Here is a 17449-nt window from a genome sequence, read left to right on the forward strand (position 1 = left end):
GACTGTTCCCTTGTTTTTACTTGTCGTGTATCAGCATCCTACATAACACGTCGCAATAATTTACTCGCAACAACCAGATATGGCAAGCAATCGACCAGAATCGCACTGCGTTTGTGGATGAGCCATCCAACTGCCAATAGCCAAACGGTGACGCCGTGGGCGCTGAGTGATGGCCTAGCCTTGGCATACCTGTTTTTTTGCCCTTGGCAGTTGCCTGGCGAACGGATGGGGGGAGGGTGCGCAAGTGAGCCGCCTTTCTCACCGCGGTCTCGATCTGATCAACCTTACATGTCCGCGTGAAGCATCACCGGTCACCAAGGTTTTCATCAGGAGCATCGCGATGAGTCACAACAATACAAATTCGGACAGACAGAGACGATCCGTAGATTTCTCAGAGGTGCGCAACAAAGTTCCGGTCGACTGGTTCTTTGAGCACCTGCTGGGTGGAAGCCCCAAACAAATGAGCGGCACGATCCGATACTCGGTCTGCCCGAATCCTGAGTGCGGCGCATCGTCGAAGGATTCGGTGAAGGTCAGCGTAAAGGATGAGAGGTGGAAGTGCTTCGCGTGCAACGAGCACGGAGACGTGATTGAGGCCGCTGCGTTGTATTGGGGGAAGTCTCTCGTTGAGGCTGCGCTTGAGCTGGTTGGTGCGGATGCAGATATTCTGAATTCGTACAATCGGCCCCAGCCAAAGCCTGCTATTCAGCGAGACGACTTGGCCCTTGCTGAAGTCTTCTCCAGACTGGTCGCTGCGCTGCCTGAGCCAACGCGGGACGGTATAGAGTACCTTGCCGGGCGCGGAATTTCGCCCGACATCACTCGTACCGCCTGCAAGAAGGGCATCGTTCTGACGCTGCCTTCAAACCCGAAGGAAGCGAAGGAGTTTCTTCTCGACCGCATTGGCTACGACCTGATGTTTAGGGCGGGCTTGTGGAAGGAAGGATCGAAGGCGCCAGCCGCAGCATTCCGCCCATTGGTGTTCGTCTCGAACAACAAGAAGGCGGCGGAGTTTCGTTACTTGCGCGAGTCTCGACCGGATGAGGTCAAGTCACTGCGTTATGGAACGATCGCTCCGTGGGGATGGCTGGGTGATTCCAGGATGAGAATCCTGATCACCGAGGGCTGCATTGACCTGCTCTCTGCTGTCGCGCTCGGAACAAAGCGGAGCGTCATGGGGCTACCTGGCTGCGAGAACTGGCGACCGGAATGGTTTGCTAGTTTTCGTGGAGCGGATGTCCTGACCGCTTTGGACGACGATGATGCTGGACGCACTGCGTTTGAGAAACTTCGCCCCGTGCTGGAGGCGGCAGTTGGCGGGCCGATTGGCTCATACAAACTGCCAACCGGAGCGAAGGATCTTAATGAGCAGCTGAAGCAGAAACTCGGTCTCATGTAACCACCCAAGCCCGGCACCCTGCCGGGCTATTTTTTTGCACATTGACACTCAAAATACATCCGCGAACGTCCGTGCGAGCTTGGACCGATCATTGGGTCATTCCTCGACTCACTGATCTGCGCCTGGATCAGACTCGAGCATGGTGTCTACGATTTCCAAGGCATCGCGCCCGGCCCCACACCAGGCGTGGTCGACCTTAGCCGCCTCAGCCCGGGCGACATTGTTCTGCGCCCTGGACTCCTTTATCGGCCCCCCGGTGCACCGATAGGCCGTCGGCACACCTGTCGATCACGTCACTTTCCCCCAAGAACCACCAGCCCCCGACAAATCCGGTCCCGGGACCGTGAGCACTTTCACCAACCGGACTTCATGCCCTTTAGCTTGTCTGTCCACATTGTTCGCATTATGCTTACGCGTTAGAATACTGGTAGTTTCCATTCGATACGGGGCTACAGGATGACGCAGGAAAGCAAGGTCTACGACGAGTCTGACTTTGATGTGCTGGAGGGCCTCGAGCCTGTCCGCCAAGTGCCGGGCATGTACACCCGCACGAAGAACCCCCTTCACATCATTCAGGAAGTGCTCGACAACGCGGCTGATGAGGCCCAGAACGGGCACGCATCGCGAATCGACGTGATCGTTCACAAGGACCACTCGGTCTCCGTAGCAGATAACGGACGCGGCATCCCCGTCGGTCTGCATCCAATCAAGCAGATCCCTGTTGTCGTGCTTGCGTACACGAAGCTGCATGCCGGAGCGAAATTCCGCAAGGGCAATTCCTATCAGCGATCCGGCGGTCTGCACGGCGTTGGTGTTGCGGTCACCAACGCTTTGTCAACTAAGGTGGAGGTTGAGGTCAAGCGGGATGGAAAGATCCATCGCGTTCATTTCCTCGATGGCGATCGCGAGATATCTCCAGTTGCAGAAGTCGGTGAGTGCGGTCCTCGCACGTCCGGCACTCGCGTCAGAGCATGGCCCAATCCAAAGTACTTCGATTCACCGAACATTCCTCTCGGCGAGTTCGAGGAGCTGCTTCGCTCCAAAGCAATGCTCATGCCTGGTGTCAACGTCAACTTCAGAAATGAGGACAGCGGAGATGAGAAGAGCTGGTGCTACAAGGACGGCATTGGCGCCTACCTTGCCGATCGCATCGCCCACCTCGATCTGGTCGGTGAAGTTTTCACCAGTCAAGGGTATGTGACCGAGAGTTCGGACTCAATTATCGAGGGTGACGGCGGGAAGTGGGCGGTCGCCTGGACTGCTGAATCGGGCAAGGGTGAATCCTATGTCAACCTGATTCCGACGCCTTTGGGAGGGACTCACGAGGCTGGACTGCGTGCAGGGCTCTTTGAGGCGCTCAAAGCCTACTGCGAACACCATGCGATGCTCCCGCGGGGCATTACGCTCCAGGCCGAAGACGTTTGGTCTCACGCCCAGTTCGTGCTTTCCGCCTCTGTAACTCATACCCAATTCCAGGGCCAGACAAAGGACAAACTGACCAGCCGCGAGGTTGTCCGATTGCTGTCGTCTGTCGTGCGCGACCCGTTTGACCACTGGTTGATCGACCATCCCGATGCCGCCAAGAAGATTGCGGAACTGGCTATCCGGCATGCCACCGCCCGAGCCAAGCAAGGGAAGGTGGTGGAGAAACGGAAGTCTTCCGGTGTCGCCACGCTGCCCGGCAAACTCACAGATTGCGAATCCACCGATATCGGCCGCAACGAACTCTTCCTGGTGGAGGGCGACTCCGCCGGCGGCAGCGCCAAGCAAGCTCGTGATCGCGAGTACCAGGCCATCCTGCCGCTACGGGGCAAGGTGTTGAATACGTTCGATACTGCTCGTGATCAACTGTTCGCCAACAACGAAGTCCATGACATCTCAGTTGCCATCGGAGTCGATCCGCACGAGCGCGGCGCAGAGGTCGATCTGTCCGGGCTGCGTTACGGGAAAATCTCGCTGCTCACTGACGCCGACGTTGACGGATCACACATTCAGACGTTGCTCCTGACACTCTTCTTTACCCACTTTCCGGCCCTGGTGGACGGCGGCTACATCTATATCGCCCAGCCGCCCTTGTTCCGCGTCGACGTGAGCGCGCAGGGCAAGGGCCGGCCGGCGCGCAAGATCTACTGCCTCGACGAGGCTGAACGATCATCTGTGCTCAAACAGCTCGCCGCGGAAGGCGTCCGCGATTCGTCAATCACTATTGCGCGATTCAAAGGCCTGGGTGAGATGAATCCGGAGCAACTACGCGAAACGACCATGCATCCGGACACCCGCCGCATGTTGCAAGTCGGGATTCCCGACGGTGCCCTGGAAGAAACGGTCAGGGCCTTCCACCTGTTGATGGGCAAGGGTGAGGCCGGATCGCGCCGCACATGGCTGGAAACAAAAGGTGATCTGGCCGAGCTGGATGTCTAAGTACCGAGAGAAAAGACCATGACCGAAGCAAACGATCATTCGACCGGCGACCTCTTTGCAGTGCTCGACGACGCCGATACGCCTCCAAAATACGATGGCCTAACCGAGGACGCTCTCTCTCCGGAAAAAGTGGCTGGCGGCGTCAACACACCACCGCCATCACATTCCGTTGAGATCAACGAGATGCATGATGGAAGAGTCCCCATCGCTGCATGGGCTGAAAGGGCATATCTTGACTATGCGATGAGCGTCGTCAAAGGACGCGCACTTCCGAATGTGGAAGATGGCCAGAAGCCGGTTCAGCGACGCATCCTCACAATCATGAAGGAGATGGGGCTCGACGATCGCTCCAAGCCAGTGAAGTCTGCCCGTGTGGTTGGCGACGTGATGGGCCGGCTGCACCCACATGGTGACTCCTCGATCTACGACGCTATGGTACGCATGGCGCAAGATTTCTCATTGCGCTACCCACTTGTTGACGGTCAAGGCAACTTCGGCTCCCGCGATGGAGACGGTGCTGCGGCTATGCGCTACACGGAAGCACGACTGACGCCCTTTGCCGATATTCTTCTGGGCGAGATCGACAAGGGAACCGTCGACTACCAACCCAACTACGACGGGGCGTTCCAGGAACCGACTCTGTTGCCCGCTCGTTTGCCCGTGCTCCTTCTGAACGGTGCATCAGGCATTGCTGTCGGGATGGCAACGGACATCCCCAGCCACAACCTCCGAGAGGTCGCGGACGCCTGTGCTCTTTTGATCCGCCGGCCCGATGCCTCCTTCGACGAGGTCATGTCCATCCTCCCCGGTCCTGACTATCCCGGTGGTGCTCAAATCATCTCCAGCATGGAGGACATTCATAAGGTCTACTCCGTTGGCCGCGGGAGTGTCCGGGTGAGGGCGCGTTGGGTTGTCGAGCAGCTTGCCCGTGGTCAATGGCAGGTCGCCGTTACCGAATTGCCGCCAGGCGTGTCGACGCAAAAGGTCCTGGAGGAAATCGAGGAATACACGAACCCGAAGATCAAGGCAGGCAAGAAGGCGCTCACGCAAGAGCAGGGAAACATGAAAGCCCTGTTCCTTTCCGTCCTCGATCGGGTTCGTGACGACTCTGATAAGGACCACCCCGTACGGATGATCTTTGAGCCGCGCTCCTCGCGTCAAACTCCTGACGAGTTGATGACCGTCTTGCTCGCCCATACGAGCCTCGAGTGCAATAACTCCGTCAACCTTGTGACGATTGGTCTTGACGGTAAGCCGCAACAGAAAGGCGTGGTTCAGGTCCTGAAAGAGTGGGTTGCATTCCGCTACCAGACGGTAACACGCCGCTCGCAACGCCGCCTTTTTGAAGTGGAGCGCCGTATCCACATCCTTGATGGCCGGATGATCGCCTTCCTGAATATCGATCACGTGATCAAGGTGATTCGGGAGTCGGACGAGCCGAAGCAACAATTGATCAAGGCATTCGGGCTATCCGAGACCCAAGCTGAAGATATCCTTGAGATTCGCCTGCGCCAACTCGCTCGCCTCGAAGGCATCAAGATTGAGAGTGAACTCGCCCAACTTCGCGACGAGCAGGCCCACCTCCAAACCCTGTTGTCGGATCACTCGGCAATGACCGACCAGATCGTCAAGGAGTTGGATGCGGACAGGACCAAATATGGCGACGATCGCCGAACGCTCATAGAAGTCGCGGAAAGAATCACTTCCGGAGCTGTGGCCCCGGCGTCGGACGATCCAGTAACAATCATCGTTTCGCGCGCAGGCTGGTTCCGAGCTCGTACTGGCCATGGGGCTGACCTCTCGACCCTGACGTTTAAGGCAGGCGACGAGTTGCTGGTGACGATCGAGACGCGCACATCTCAAACCCTCGCCGTATTCGATACAAACGGACGCTGCTATAACGTCTCCGCTTCCATGGTTCCCACTGGACGGGGCGATGGCGTTCCCCTTACGTCACTAGTCGAGATCCAGGCCGGGGGACGGCTCGTGCATGTGATCTCGCTCGATCAGGCGGCAAGTTACCTGGTTTCCTCCACCGGCGGCTATGGCTATGTGTGCACGGCCGCCGATTTGCTGACGCGGCAGAAGGCGGGTAAGGCGTTCATGAGTCTGGATCGAGATGAGTTGATGCATTTACCGACGAAGATAGCAGGTACTACTGTCTCTGCTGTTTGCAGCGGCGGCCGCCTGCTGCTGTTCCCAGTCTCCGAGGTGAAGCACATGCCAAAGGGGAAGGGCGTCAAACTCATGGAGCTCGAAGGCAAGGAGACCCTCGTCGCCGTTCACGTTGGTGATGGAATGGCATGCACCATCACTACAGCATCCGGCAAACCAGTAGAGCTCGCCGGACATGGGCTCGACAAATATCGGCTGCACCGCGCACGGAAAGGTTGCCAACTGCCCGGAAAGGCAAAGCCTACGGGATTCGATGGGGAGGCGGGTCGTGGACAGGCGTGATTTTCTTCGCCTCACCACTGGTGGGGTTCTGGCGGCGTGCACCGAGCCACTTTTCGCTGGTATGCACAACGATTTCTGGGATCGGCCTCGCCGCCTGTGGTTGACGCGGGAAGTACGCAAAGGTGTGTGGGAAGAAGTCAATGAAGTCTATTTCTTCCAGGGAAAGCTGCACTGGTCGGGATATAAAGCAATCTGCCGCCTGATGCGCGACGTGCAAGCCAACAAGGACGAATTGATGAGTCCTGTGCTCTTTGACATTCTCCGAGGGATGCAAGGCTGGTACGAGATTAACGGGCAGCAACGGGTGATCGTTGTGAACTCTGGCTATCGTACGAGGCGTACAAATGAGGCGGTAGGCGGTGTCGGCGACTCGCGTCACATGCGTGGTGGGGCCGGCGACATCTACTTCCCCAACGTCCCTGTCAGTGACATGGGTCGAATTGCACAGCGGCTCCAAGGGGGAGGCGTGGGCTTCTATCCAGCAAGCGGCTTTGTCCACGTCGACGATGGTGACCTCAGGACGTGGCGCGGGTGAATCGCGCCCAGATACGGACCATCTGGAAAAAATCTCGCTCCTATACTCTTGCTGTATCGATATGATTCCGGTAGTATTACACAACTAGCTGATCACTTTTGATCGGCTTGCTGTGCAGTAGCAGTTGGGATCGTGACTGTTCCCTCCCTTCGGCCTCTCTCCACCTGACCCCTGAGACGGCTGCTTCCCCGCCCAGCCTCAATTGAGGCTGGCTTTTTTTTTCAGCCCCCCAGAAGACCTCCACCCACACGGACGGCTGCGGAGCCATAGCTGCTGCTCGTGTGATGAAGCGTGTGATCCTTCACCGAGGATCGATGCCTTCATCGTGTATGCACAGCAGTGTCTTCGTCGATGACAAACGAAATCCAGTCAGACTTGATCGACGCCGGCATCGTACTCGCGCCCCAGTGACAAACCAAAAAAAAAAAAGCCACCCGGGTTATGGGGTGGCTCGAGTGGGCTAATCGTCTGAATCAGAACATCTTCGACCAGGAGATCTGGTTGGTCAGCGGACGATACGGAGACGCGGAGAGGTCGATTGCCCTAAGCATCGGGTTCCGTCCGGTGAGATACCACGAGTCAGCTTGCTGGGAAATCAGGTAGCGCTCCGCCAGCAACTCAAGCGCACGCCTGTACCGGTCAATATTCTCGCCGCCTGAGGCCTCGTCAAGCAGCGCAGCCGAGCGGATGCCCGGTTGGAGCCAGGCAGCGCGAGCAAGGTCATACCCCTCATCACCAGCAACGATGTAGATCTCTCCTTCAACTGCATCCGGTACCGGATCGATCAAGAAGGGAAATTCCGTCGGGAAAACATACCAGCGCCTCCAGAACTCGTAGTGAATCCGCAAGCGCAACACGTCCTTGCGCGTGCTCAATGTCTCGCAACAGCGCTCGAAGTTCACCTCGCCCATGGTCCGCCCGAAGACCCATTGTGCTGCCTTGACATGATCTGAAGGCTTTCGCTTCTTGTCAAAAAGGGCCTCGACGTTTGCCTTGATGATCTGGAAGCTCAATCGCTCCATCCCAGCCTCGAAGTCCTCCTCGGTGAGGTTCCTCAGGTGGTCTTCTTTTTTCCGCCTTTGGGCTGTTCCAGTGTTGGAAACACTACTGAGTGCGGCGAGAGCAAGTTCTTCACTAAAAGGGCGTGCGAGTCCCACAGCTTCTTCATTCCCCACAACAGCCACTTCGCGGTCGCCGTCAGAATCGCCAAGATCGAAGGTGTCAAGACCTTGGAAAAGATCGGCGCAATCAAAGCTCTCAAGCCAGCTATGCACATCAGCAGGGTCAGACAGATCCCCCCGATCACCAGAAACACCATCAAGTCCGACGAGATCATTCGCCTCTCCCATTTTGGTCAACATATCACTCATTTGTGAGCTCCTCATCTTATATGGCAGGCCTTACACCACACTCGTCCGAGTAAAGATGTCTGCGCCGTCTGGTTGTTTGTTGTAGGTGCGGATTACAGATGAACGCGTGAACTTCTCTGCTGGATCGACCGACCGCTCAATGGCGATAGCCACGCCTCTCCGTATCGAGGAAGCGCCCTGAAGAAGCACAAACTCCTGCGGGTGAATCGTCTCGAGTTCCGCCGGCCTGATTGCAAGTTGCGCCGAGTCCTGTTCGGCCTGCGAGCATCCGGCAAGATCACCGGCATACTCCGGGAAGAATGCGGCAATCCCGCTGCCAGCGGGATCGAAGATCGCCTTGTTCCAGGTGCCACCGATTGCCCATTCACGGAGGTCGCTTCCCACGGCTTCCATCTCGTTCAGGGATCGTGCACACAACCATGTTGATACCCTGGCGCTGCGAGCCCGCGAGAGAATTCCACCAAGGCCGGGAAAGTCGCTGACATTCGCGTCGCCAAAAACCAACATGAAGGGGACATCCTCACTTCGAGAATCTTTCTCGACAGCTAGGCTCTTTGTCAGTGCCTCCTGGAGGTCGATGCAGATCATCTGTCGGACCGCTGCTGCGACAAGGTGGTCAGCCGTACCCGGAGCGGCGATATATACCAAGCGGTTCTCCCGTATTGCGGTGTAGAGATCCACTTCCGGCGAATAGGTGTTCAGGATCTGCCCAAGTTTGCCGGTTCCCAGCATATACAGCCGGCCAGCTATACCGCCAAAGTTCTCTTTCAGCCTGGCGTGGCTGATGTCTCCATCACTACCGCGGTACCTATCAAGAAGTTCGCTGAGGTCAGATGCCTCAGGGCTGTCAGGGAACGAATCTTCGAGTGATAAGAGCAGCTCCATCATCGCGTTTGGCTTGAGAATGAACATAGCCAGATCCAGAAGGCTATAAGCCAGACCCACTCTCCTAATCGCCGCGACCAGGACAGTCAATCCATGGTGGGCGTGCTTCCCATAGTCGTCGGCACCCGGGTTGCTATCACCCTTGGGGATCGTCGTCATCGCCTGTGATGCGACCACTTCCGGAGCACCTGACAGGATGAGGTTGTAAGTGTTGCTAACCCCGGGGTTGAACGGATTGATCACCAGGAGGTCGCTCTCCCGGCCAAAGGTGCGCGAGAACCGGGCTAGCGAGTCGATAGTGCGGTTGTCACGTCCTGAGTCTATGACAATGACCCCGCCACCACGGGTCACTTGCTGTGCAAGTGCGCAATCGAGCAGTGCATTCTTGCCCGTTTCATTCGGATCGATCACCAGCACGTGCCGAAGGAGATCCTCGTTATGAACCAGTAATGGCTCACGCCCTCCATTCTGGGCCATGCCGAATCGAATCCCCTCCGGGCATGCGGCCGCGAGTACCTCCGCCAAAGGAACTTCGGACTGATTTGATTTGATTTCCATGAAATGTCCTTGCGTCTGGGATGATGACTTACTCGTTGGCGAGTTCCTGGGCGAAATCCCGCTTCCGCCCGCCGGTAGGAACGCTGCTGCCACCGAGATACTTGTCGCTGTTCTTGAAGAAGTCCGCACCTTCCACCGACGGTTGGCGAAAGTGATTAATGCGTACCCGGCCGATGTCCTTTTGGAGTTTCTTGTCGATCGAGATCATCGGCACCCGCAGATTGAAGATCGTGTCTCCGCCATACATCACGATGCATTCCCCCTTGCTCAGCGCTTTGAGATCGTCTGGCGAGACCTTGTATTCTTCTTGTTCGCGCTCTCCTTCCGACATGCCAGCACCGGCGCCGGAACCGCCTTCTGGTGTCATATTGAGCATTGGACTATTGGTGCTCTGGTTCTGAGTTGCGCTGAGCGACTTAGCGATGCCCGTCTGCATCCCGATCAGTTCCGCGAACTCTTCCGCTGTAGCTTGTGAACCGATCTTGAAAATGATCTTGGTCCACGTGTTACCGATGACCATTTCCTTGAAGTCGGGCGATACCACCTCAAGGTTGGCCAGCGTTTGTGCAGCGGGAAATAGCGCGATATGGGCGGAGCGTGCCTGCTCGAAGGGCCGTGCCAGAGATGCAACTGCGTAACTTCCGAGCTCATCCATGAACACCAGGAAGGGGGGATTTGGCCGTTGACTCTCCGGCAGTGCCTGTACCCAAGAGATCGCCGTACGGAGATCGCCGAGGAACATCTTCCCGAAGTTGGACGCCGCCTCATTCTTGCCCATCGTCGGAAGGGCAACGTAGATGATCTTGTTGCCCTTGATCGCGTCGAACAGGTCAATGTCCGGTGTATAGGTGTTCAGCACTTTCCCAAAGTTGCCGGTACCGAACATGTACATCCGGCCGCCGATGCCGCCGAATGTCTCCTTCATCCTCTTGATGTCAACCATGTTCTCAAGACCAGACCCAGGCTTACCTCCGCCCTTGTACTGCTCGAGAAACAGCGAGAGATTCTTGGTTGCGTCGTGGTGCGGCTGTGTCTTCTTTAGTCGCGTCTCCAACTCCTCGATTGCCTTGTGGTTCATCAGCAAGATCGTGAAATCGATGAAGTTGTACGCCAGGCCGGCAGCCTGCAACGCCGCAACGAGAGTTGAGATCCCCTGGTTTGCGCTCTGCTTGTAGTGGTCCGCGCCGGGGTTGTTCTCTGTCGACGGGATGAGCGACAGGGCGCGTGCCGCAATTTCGTCAGGATCGCCGCGAAGAATCGGATTGTACGTATTGCTCATATCCGGGTCGCCCGGGTTCAGAATCAGCAGATCCTGTTCCCGGCCGCACCAGCAGCAGTACTGATAGATCGTCTCGATGTCTTCGGCATTCATCTTTCCATCGATAAACGCCAGGCCACCACCGCGCTGGATCTGCTGAAACATGAGCAGCTTGCCGAGCACCGTCTTGCCGACCCCTGACTGCCCGCCAATGAACCCGTGGCGCATCAAGTCTTCGTCCGGGATATACATCGGCTGGGCAGTGTCAGTCGTGTATCCAACCAGCAAACCGTCCGGTCGCGTCAAATCCGCAGCAGACTGGATGTTGATCTTCGACTCCAGGACGTTCTGCTGGCGCCAAAAGTCAAACAGCCGATTGCCCAGGTATGCGCCTCCCGCAGCGCCAAGGGCCATAGGGAGCGCACCGGGTACGCTTGAGAAGTACGGCGACGACAGCAGCGCTCCGGCCCCCATTGAACTCAAGGCAAGCGTATCCATCGACCCGCCAATCTTCGTCCGATACATCTGAGCAATGCTCACTTCGATGACCTCCAAAGCTCCAAAGAACCGCTGGCGTTGACGGTGCTGCCTTGACTCATGATCGGTCGGGGTTGCATCCGCCTCTGCCCAGCAAAAAAGCCCCGAATCGCAATGAAGCGACCGGGGCTGAGTTAGTTAAAGGAAGACGCCATCGCCTGACTGACCGGCATGCTCGGGCAGCTTGAGGCGCTTGTGCGTCAAGAGGAGAGCCCTCTCGATTTGGGACAGTTGGGCATCTTGCTCGACCGTCTGTCGCGCAACGGCAACATCTGCGATCGGCTGACTTTCGTTGTCGAGCCGCGACTTCAGTTGGTTGTATCGATCAGACAATGGCTTTTCGTCCTGTTGCCCTTGGGTGTTACTCTGGTGCCTCGAGGGAGTGGAGCCCATGCTCCGGGCTCCGGTCGGCGGGTTAGGCGTCAGAGGTGGATCGTCCCCCGATTCACCGTACATGGCATGCAATCCCTCCATGTACTTCACATCGCTGAAGAGGTTCATGTGCACGTCTGCGCCGAAGCCCAGCAGTGACAAGCACTTCGACATCCCGTCCGTAAGGCTCTTTTTGGGAGCCTCCTCGTCGGTGAAGATGCCGTCGCGAGTCTTTCCTACGAACGTGGTCTGACCGAAGTGCTCGATCTCACCCTTCTCGATCTCACCCTTATCGTTCTTCAGCTTGTACCAGAGCCTCACGCGCAAGCGATGAATCTGCTCGCGCCCCCAGAAGTTGCCATTTGGGTCCCATCCAAGCGGTGCGCCGTCCAGAAAGTCCTCCTGAAGGATTTCGACACCCCAACCAATCCCCATCGGCCCGAAAATCTTGGTGGCCTTCATAGCAAGGTAGATCGGGGTGATTGCTGTCCCAGAGAAGCCGCCTCTTACTTTGAAGTCCTTCGTGTACGCGGGGTCGGTGTTGAAGACCTTGTCCCACACAGATGCACACCCCTCGCCAATAGGCTTCATTGGAGCGCTGGATGTGCGCTGGCTTTCGCCGTCCTTGTTGCCTTGTTCACTCATTCATCGACCTCCTATGACTTACGCAGAGATTTCCTTGCGAAGGGATATGCGCTACAGCCATGGATAAGGTTGGTGCCCAAGGCCGGAATACCGGAAGAAGACTTGCCAATACGTAACACGTCGTTATAATTATAGGCGACGAGTCTGCGTGTTTGCAATCCGATACGGATGTGTTGTACTCCTTATCGTTACGTGTTAGCCTTCTCAAAACCAATTTCGAGTATCGTGATGACCCGATTCCTCAAACCCGTCCTTGTCGTTGCGATGGTTGGCCTCGCTTCGCAGGCCTGGGCCGTAGACGCGCACCAGATCGTCGTTCCTCAGAACGACGGCGTTGCGATCGAGCCGCAGCATCGGGCTCACGTGCTTGCCGATCCCACCCGAGACTTCCAACTGAAGCGTGAGACCGCCATGTGGCTAGTCCTGGAGCCCTCGCGTCCACGCGTTTTGATGCCCGATGAAGAGGCCCGTTTGGCTTCCGAGGAGGCGCAGTTGCGAGCAGACGCTGACGAAGCACGCCACAAACGAGTGCTCCTCCATTTCCCGTTCAGCAAGGCAACACCGACTTCCTGGGCTCCACTTGAACAAGTGCTCGATACGGCACTACGTCAGTCCACACAGATCAAGGTCGTCGGGCATGCCGACGAAGTCGGTACGACCAAGTTCAACCAACACCTTTCGGAAAGACGTGCGCTTGCAGTTAGCCGCTACCTAGTTGGCAAAGGCGTGGACAAGTATCGCGTCAGCACTGAAGGCCACGGCAAGCGAGAGCCAGTAGTAGCTGGCGACGGGACCAAGAACCGACGTGCCGTTGTGGACGTGATCCTGAGTGTGCAGGAGGGGTCCCAATGACCGAGATCGATATTCCTCGCTATATCGACAATCAACCTCAGTTGTTCTTCTGGGAACTCGATGAGGCAATCATTTTCATCGGATGTCTGGCCGCCGGGATTTCGCTTGGGGGGTACTTCACTCTGGTCAGCATGGGGATGGGCATCGCGGCAGTGAAGGCCTTCAAACGCTTCAAGAATGGCGCCCTCGAGGGAATCTTGTATCACCTCTGCTATTGGGCCGGATTTCTGGGGCTGAACAAGCAATACCCCGACTCCTCGAAGCGAGATTTCTTCTACTAATCGGAAAGCGCCATTTGTCACAACCAAGTCTTATTGGTACGTGTGATGTATCGCTTCTCTCCTCGAATTTGGAGAACAAATGAAACTGCCTTTGCTGACCACCTCATGGGAGGGGGCCAACACGCTGGCCGCCACGATGGTTCTCTCGAACGTGATTCTGGCGACGCTTCTGTCTGTGTCGTTGGTCAACAACTTCTCCCAGCACGAAACGACCCGCCTGGTGCCTCCCTACCTTGACAAGGCGGTATCGGTCGGATGGAACACGGCCGACACGGAGTACCTGGAGAGCATCGGCATGTATGTGGCCACTCTGGCCGCGAACGTGACGCCGAAGAACGTCAACTTCGTCGCTGACCGGCTTTCGCAGCTTCTCACCCCGCGGATCTATCAGAACGTTCGGCAGCAAATACTCGCGCTTGCTCAGGACCCGGTGTTCAACAGTAACGGCGGTTCCGTTCGGTTTGAAGCCTCACAGGTTGTCTCCGAGAAGGAGACCCAGAAAGTCTTTGTGATCGGCCAGATGACCACACAAACGATCAGTGCGCGCGAAACCAAATCAGTGGTCATCGAAATGAAGATCATCATGGAAAACGGCCGCCCGTGGATTGCGTCCATGGACCACTACGACGGTGCCGAACCGCGCACGCTGAGCTGGCTCGAAAAGAACCCAAGCAAGACCCTGGAGATCCAGAAGCGGCAGGTGGAAGCAGCCAATGCTGCTGCACGTAACCAGGCCGCCCAGTCGTCTCAACCCACTTCGGAGGTTGCGCAATGAAGCGCATTGCATTCGCCGCTATCGCGCTTTTTGCGCTGCCCGCTCTCGCCCAAGAACAACTCCCGCCAGTGCCAAGCAAGCAGCCGGCGTCCGCCCAATCGCAACTCGCCGAAGCTGCTGCGAAGCGGGTTCGCAAGGTCCCAGCGCAGCCGATGCCTGGGCTCGGAACGATGCCGGGCGACCCGGATGTGTTTCGCGCGAAACCTGTTCGCGTCAGCTCCGACCGCACCGAAGTGATCAATGTCTCGGCGATTCTGCCGAACCGCATTGCAACTCCGTTCACCAACCCCAAGTCGATCGACAACCAGTCAGCCGACGCAGATGTGCAAGCGGAAGGCCAGTCGCTCTACGTGACCATGAAGTCCGACAAACCTGTCGCGTTGTATGTAACGGGGGACAAGCCAAACGATCCGGTCATATCCCTGACGTTGGTGCCAAAGAATCTGCCGGCGCAGACGATCACTCTGCAACTCGACAAGCCGCTGGCCGCCACCAATGCCGACGGCGACCCGGCACCGGACAGCAACGTCTATACAGACCGCTTGCGGTACACACTGCGCCAGATCGCCATTGGCAAGGTGCCTCAAGGATTCAGCGAGGGGGCGCTGCCGAGGTCTGTCGCTCGTATGGGGCAGGTGATCGCCTATCCCCAGACCCGCTATTCCGGTCCCAACTACGACATCTTCCGCTATCGCATTGAGGCCGTAGTGGACAACGTCGAGCTCGATGAAGGGGCGTTCTATTCGGATGGGGTTCGCGCGGTCGCCTTCTTCCCGAATGCTTCCCTGCGCAAAGGAGAGTCGACCGAAGTCTTCGTCGTGTCGGACAAGACGGAGAGCAACTGACATGGCGCAGAACTTCAAAGATTCGCTAAAGAGGAAGTGGCTCGATCTTCCCCCAAAGACACGCACTGCCATCGCAATTGGCGGTCTCTTTGCAGGGTTAGTCGCCATTGGTTCGATCTTCATCCACCCAGGTAACAAGCCGCGCAAGCAGGAGGCTGCACCGTCGGTAAGCAACATGTTGCTGCCGAAGCCGAAGGATCAAACGGCTGAACAGCTTGCCGCTGCCAACAAAGCGACCAATGACCAGGTCGCAAAACTCAAGGGCGAGTTGGACAGGAGCAACGACGATAAGGCGGCCCTGCTCAAGAAGATCGACGAGATGCAGTCTTCGTCAAATCACCCCGACACCGGTGTCAATGCCGACATGTTGAAGGAGTTGATGGCGATGAAGGCTCGCGTTGATTCTCTGGAAACTTCCCGCGCAACCGGTAGCAAGAAGCCGTCTCTCAACGACCCATTGCCATTGCCGACGGAGGGAGGAAAGAGTGGTGGTGACGAAGCCCCGGCGCCGGCAGCTCAACCAGAGAAGCCGCACCTTCGCGTGACGACCAGCACCCAGCAAGTTGCCAAGGTCCAGACGAAGCAGGACACCACTCCGGCTGCGTACCTGACTGCTGGCTCGATGTTTGAAGCTGTTCTCCTGAACGGTATGGATGCGCCGACAAGTTCTGTCGCCCAGAAGAATCCGGTGCCTGCGGTCATGCGAATCAAGACCGACGCAATCTTGCCCAATCAGTACAACCACGATGTCAAGGAATGCTTCGTTCTGGTATCGGGCTTCGGCGTCTTGTCGAGCGAACGGGCACAACTTCGAACAGAAACGCTGTCATGCGTAGGCGAGGGCGGGAAGGTACTGGAAGCAAAGGTCGATGGTTACGTGGTTGGCGAGGACGGACGAGTCGGTGCTCGTGGCCGCCTGGTATCGAAGCAAGGCCAGTTGATCGCGAAGTCGTTGGCTGCCGGCGTGCTGAGCGGTTTTGCCACTGCACTCACTCCTCAACAGGTGCCGCGTCTGGATTTGAGCACCGGTGGCAATAGCACGATCAGCACCCAGCACGCGACGCTTCAGTCCATCGGCGAAACGGGGGTGGCAAAGGGCTTTTCAACCGCAGCGAACATGACCAGCCAGTTCTTCCTCGAAATGGCCAAGCAAATGACTCCGGTTGTCGAAATCGACGCCGGCCGGAAGCTGACCGTCGTCCTGATCAAGGGCGTCGAACTCAAATAAACAGGAACAAGGGAATCCGCCATGAATAAGCGCGCATTCATCGCTGCCATGTTGCCCCTACTGGCGACAGGTTGCTCTTCGATGCTCAACACCGCCGACAACGACACGTTTTCGTGCCCAGGCATGCCTCAAGGGATCATCTGCAAGACGCCGATGGCCGTCTACAAGTCGACGAATCAGATGCCGCGCCCGACCGACAGTGATCTTCCGTTCGGCAGCAAGTCTGTCGGCGTTCAGGCAGGAGATGACCAGGGAAACGTTGCTCGCCCTGAGCTCGCCACGAAAGTATCTGCCGGCGTGCCAGGGCAAACCTCCACTTCATCCTCGATGGCCCGTCCCGTGCGCACGCCAGCTCAGGTGATGCGCATCTGGATTGCGCCATGGATCGATAGCAAGGACGACCTGCATTACCCGTCCTACCTCTATACCGAGGTGCAACCACGTCGCTGGTCATTCGGCAAAACCGAATTTGCCGGCAAAGGGATGGTTGTTCCTCACCGCGAACTCGCCGCGGTCGCACCGGTTCCGCAAGATCCGTCGCGCCCGAACGGGAAGCCGGCCGCGCAGAAGACTCCCGGGGGGGATGTGCAGCAGGCTGGTGTTGGGCAGGCCTATCCGGGAACGGATGTGTCGGCGCTCGGCATGCCGTCCCCCTCGGACATCAATCTAGATTGATCCACCCTTCAACGTTAGGAGAAATTTCTCATGAAGCGCAACAAGCAAGCCCTGCTGACCCTCGCCATTGTCGCGGTGGCTCTCGCCGTCGACGCATCGGCCGCGACGGACGGCACCTTCAACCAGATCGTCGACCGCCTTACGGGTTGGATGACCGGTTCGCTGGGTACGACCTTCGCGCTGGGCTCCCTGGCAGTCGGCCTGGCCATGGGTGTGGTGAAGCAGTCGGTTATGAGCGTGGTGACTGGTGTGGCCGTCGCTCTGTCCGCATCGCTCGGCCCGAGCGTTCTGCAAGGCCTGTTCACCGCCACGCTGTAAATGGCGCCCCAGGTGACCCCGGGGCGACCCGGGGCACC

The 17449-nt window shown here is 57.5% G+C and carries 15 protein-coding genes; 11 read left to right on the plus strand and 4 right to left on the minus strand.

Going from position 1 to position 17449, the window contains the following annotated elements:
* Positions 1–340: 340 nt before the first annotated feature.
* From ACREYQ_RS33210 to ACREYQ_RS33225, 4 genes are all read left to right on the plus strand, one after another.
* On the plus strand, positions 341–1399 hold the full coding sequence (locus ACREYQ_RS33210) for a toprim domain-containing protein (protein WP_432263201.1): 1059 nt from the start codon (positions 341–343) through the stop codon (positions 1397–1399).
* 456 nt (positions 1400–1855) lie between these two features.
* Positions 1856–3820 carry a DNA topoisomerase IV subunit B gene (locus ACREYQ_RS33215; RefSeq protein ID WP_432263202.1) on the plus strand — a complete coding sequence of 655 codons (1965 nt, stop codon included), beginning with the start codon at positions 1856–1858 and terminating at the stop codon, positions 3818–3820.
* 18 nt (positions 3821–3838) lie between these two features.
* A complete protein-coding gene (parC, locus tag ACREYQ_RS33220) occupies positions 3839–6277 on the plus strand; it encodes a DNA topoisomerase IV subunit A (protein WP_432263203.1) in 2439 nt (812 codons plus the stop codon).
* Complete coding sequence (locus ACREYQ_RS33225) at positions 6264–6812, plus strand: YcbK family protein (protein ID WP_432263204.1); 549 nt, start codon at positions 6264–6266, stop codon at positions 6810–6812. The genes parC and ACREYQ_RS33225 overlap by 14 nt, the downstream gene beginning before the upstream one ends.
* Before the next feature lie 473 nt (positions 6813–7285).
* Here ACREYQ_RS33225 and ACREYQ_RS33230 read toward each other — a convergent pair whose 3' ends face one another.
* The 4 genes from ACREYQ_RS33230 to ACREYQ_RS33245 form a co-directional block, all read right to left on the minus strand.
* A complete protein-coding gene (locus tag ACREYQ_RS33230; RefSeq protein ID WP_432263205.1) occupies positions 7286–8182 on the minus strand; it encodes a hypothetical protein in 897 nt (298 codons plus the stop codon).
* A gap of 30 nt (positions 8183–8212) precedes the next feature.
* A complete protein-coding gene (locus tag ACREYQ_RS33235) occupies positions 8213–9625 on the minus strand; it encodes a hypothetical protein (RefSeq protein ID WP_432263206.1) in 1413 nt (470 codons plus the stop codon).
* A 28-nt stretch (positions 9626–9653) separates the two neighbouring features.
* Positions 9654–11408: a type IV secretory system conjugative DNA transfer family protein gene (locus ACREYQ_RS33240; RefSeq protein WP_432263417.1), complete on the minus strand. Its 1755-nt coding sequence runs from the start codon at positions 11406–11408 to the stop codon at positions 9654–9656.
* Between the two features lie 150 nt (positions 11409–11558).
* The gene (locus ACREYQ_RS33245) at positions 11559–12437 is read right to left on the minus strand and encodes a hypothetical protein (RefSeq protein ID WP_432263207.1); all 879 of its coding nucleotides are present in this window, start codon (positions 12435–12437) and stop codon (positions 11559–11561) included.
* Between the two features lie 228 nt (positions 12438–12665).
* On the opposite strand from ACREYQ_RS33245, the gene ACREYQ_RS33250 reads away from it, so the two are divergent.
* From ACREYQ_RS33250 to traA, 7 genes are all read left to right on the plus strand, one after another.
* Positions 12666–13289 carry an OmpA family protein gene (locus ACREYQ_RS33250; RefSeq protein ID WP_432263208.1) on the plus strand — a complete coding sequence of 208 codons (624 nt, stop codon included), beginning with the start codon at positions 12666–12668 and terminating at the stop codon, positions 13287–13289.
* Entirely contained in the window at positions 13286–13570 is a 285-nt protein-coding gene (traL, locus tag ACREYQ_RS33255; RefSeq protein ID WP_432263209.1) for a type IV conjugative transfer system protein TraL, read from the plus strand. The genes ACREYQ_RS33250 and traL overlap by 4 nt, the downstream gene beginning before the upstream one ends.
* Before the next feature lie 79 nt (positions 13571–13649).
* Positions 13650–14345 (plus strand): TraE/TraK family type IV conjugative transfer system protein, encoded by a 696-nt coding sequence (locus tag ACREYQ_RS33260; protein WP_432263210.1) that lies wholly within the window; start codon positions 13650–13652, stop codon positions 14343–14345.
* Entirely contained in the window at positions 14342–15190 is an 849-nt protein-coding gene (locus tag ACREYQ_RS33265; RefSeq protein WP_432263211.1) for a conjugal transfer protein TraK, read from the plus strand. The genes ACREYQ_RS33260 and ACREYQ_RS33265 overlap by 4 nt, the downstream gene beginning before the upstream one ends.
* Position 15191: 1 nt before the next feature.
* Positions 15192–16418 (plus strand): TraB/VirB10 family protein, encoded by a 1227-nt coding sequence (locus ACREYQ_RS33270; RefSeq protein WP_432263212.1) that lies wholly within the window; start codon positions 15192–15194, stop codon positions 16416–16418.
* 21 nt (positions 16419–16439) lie between these two features.
* Entirely contained in the window at positions 16440–17093 is a 654-nt protein-coding gene (gene traV / locus ACREYQ_RS33275) for a type IV conjugative transfer system lipoprotein TraV (RefSeq protein ID WP_432263213.1), read from the plus strand.
* Positions 17094–17123: 30 nt separating this feature from the next.
* Positions 17124–17411, plus strand: a complete 288-nt coding sequence (gene traA, locus ACREYQ_RS33280) for a TraA family conjugative transfer protein (protein WP_432263214.1) — start codon at positions 17124–17126, stop codon at positions 17409–17411.
* The last annotated feature ends 38 nt before the right edge of the window (positions 17412–17449 follow it).

This window comes from Cupriavidus sp. TMH.W2, assembly GCF_050847365.1.
Lineage (GTDB): Bacteria > Pseudomonadota > Gammaproteobacteria > Burkholderiales > Burkholderiaceae > Cupriavidus.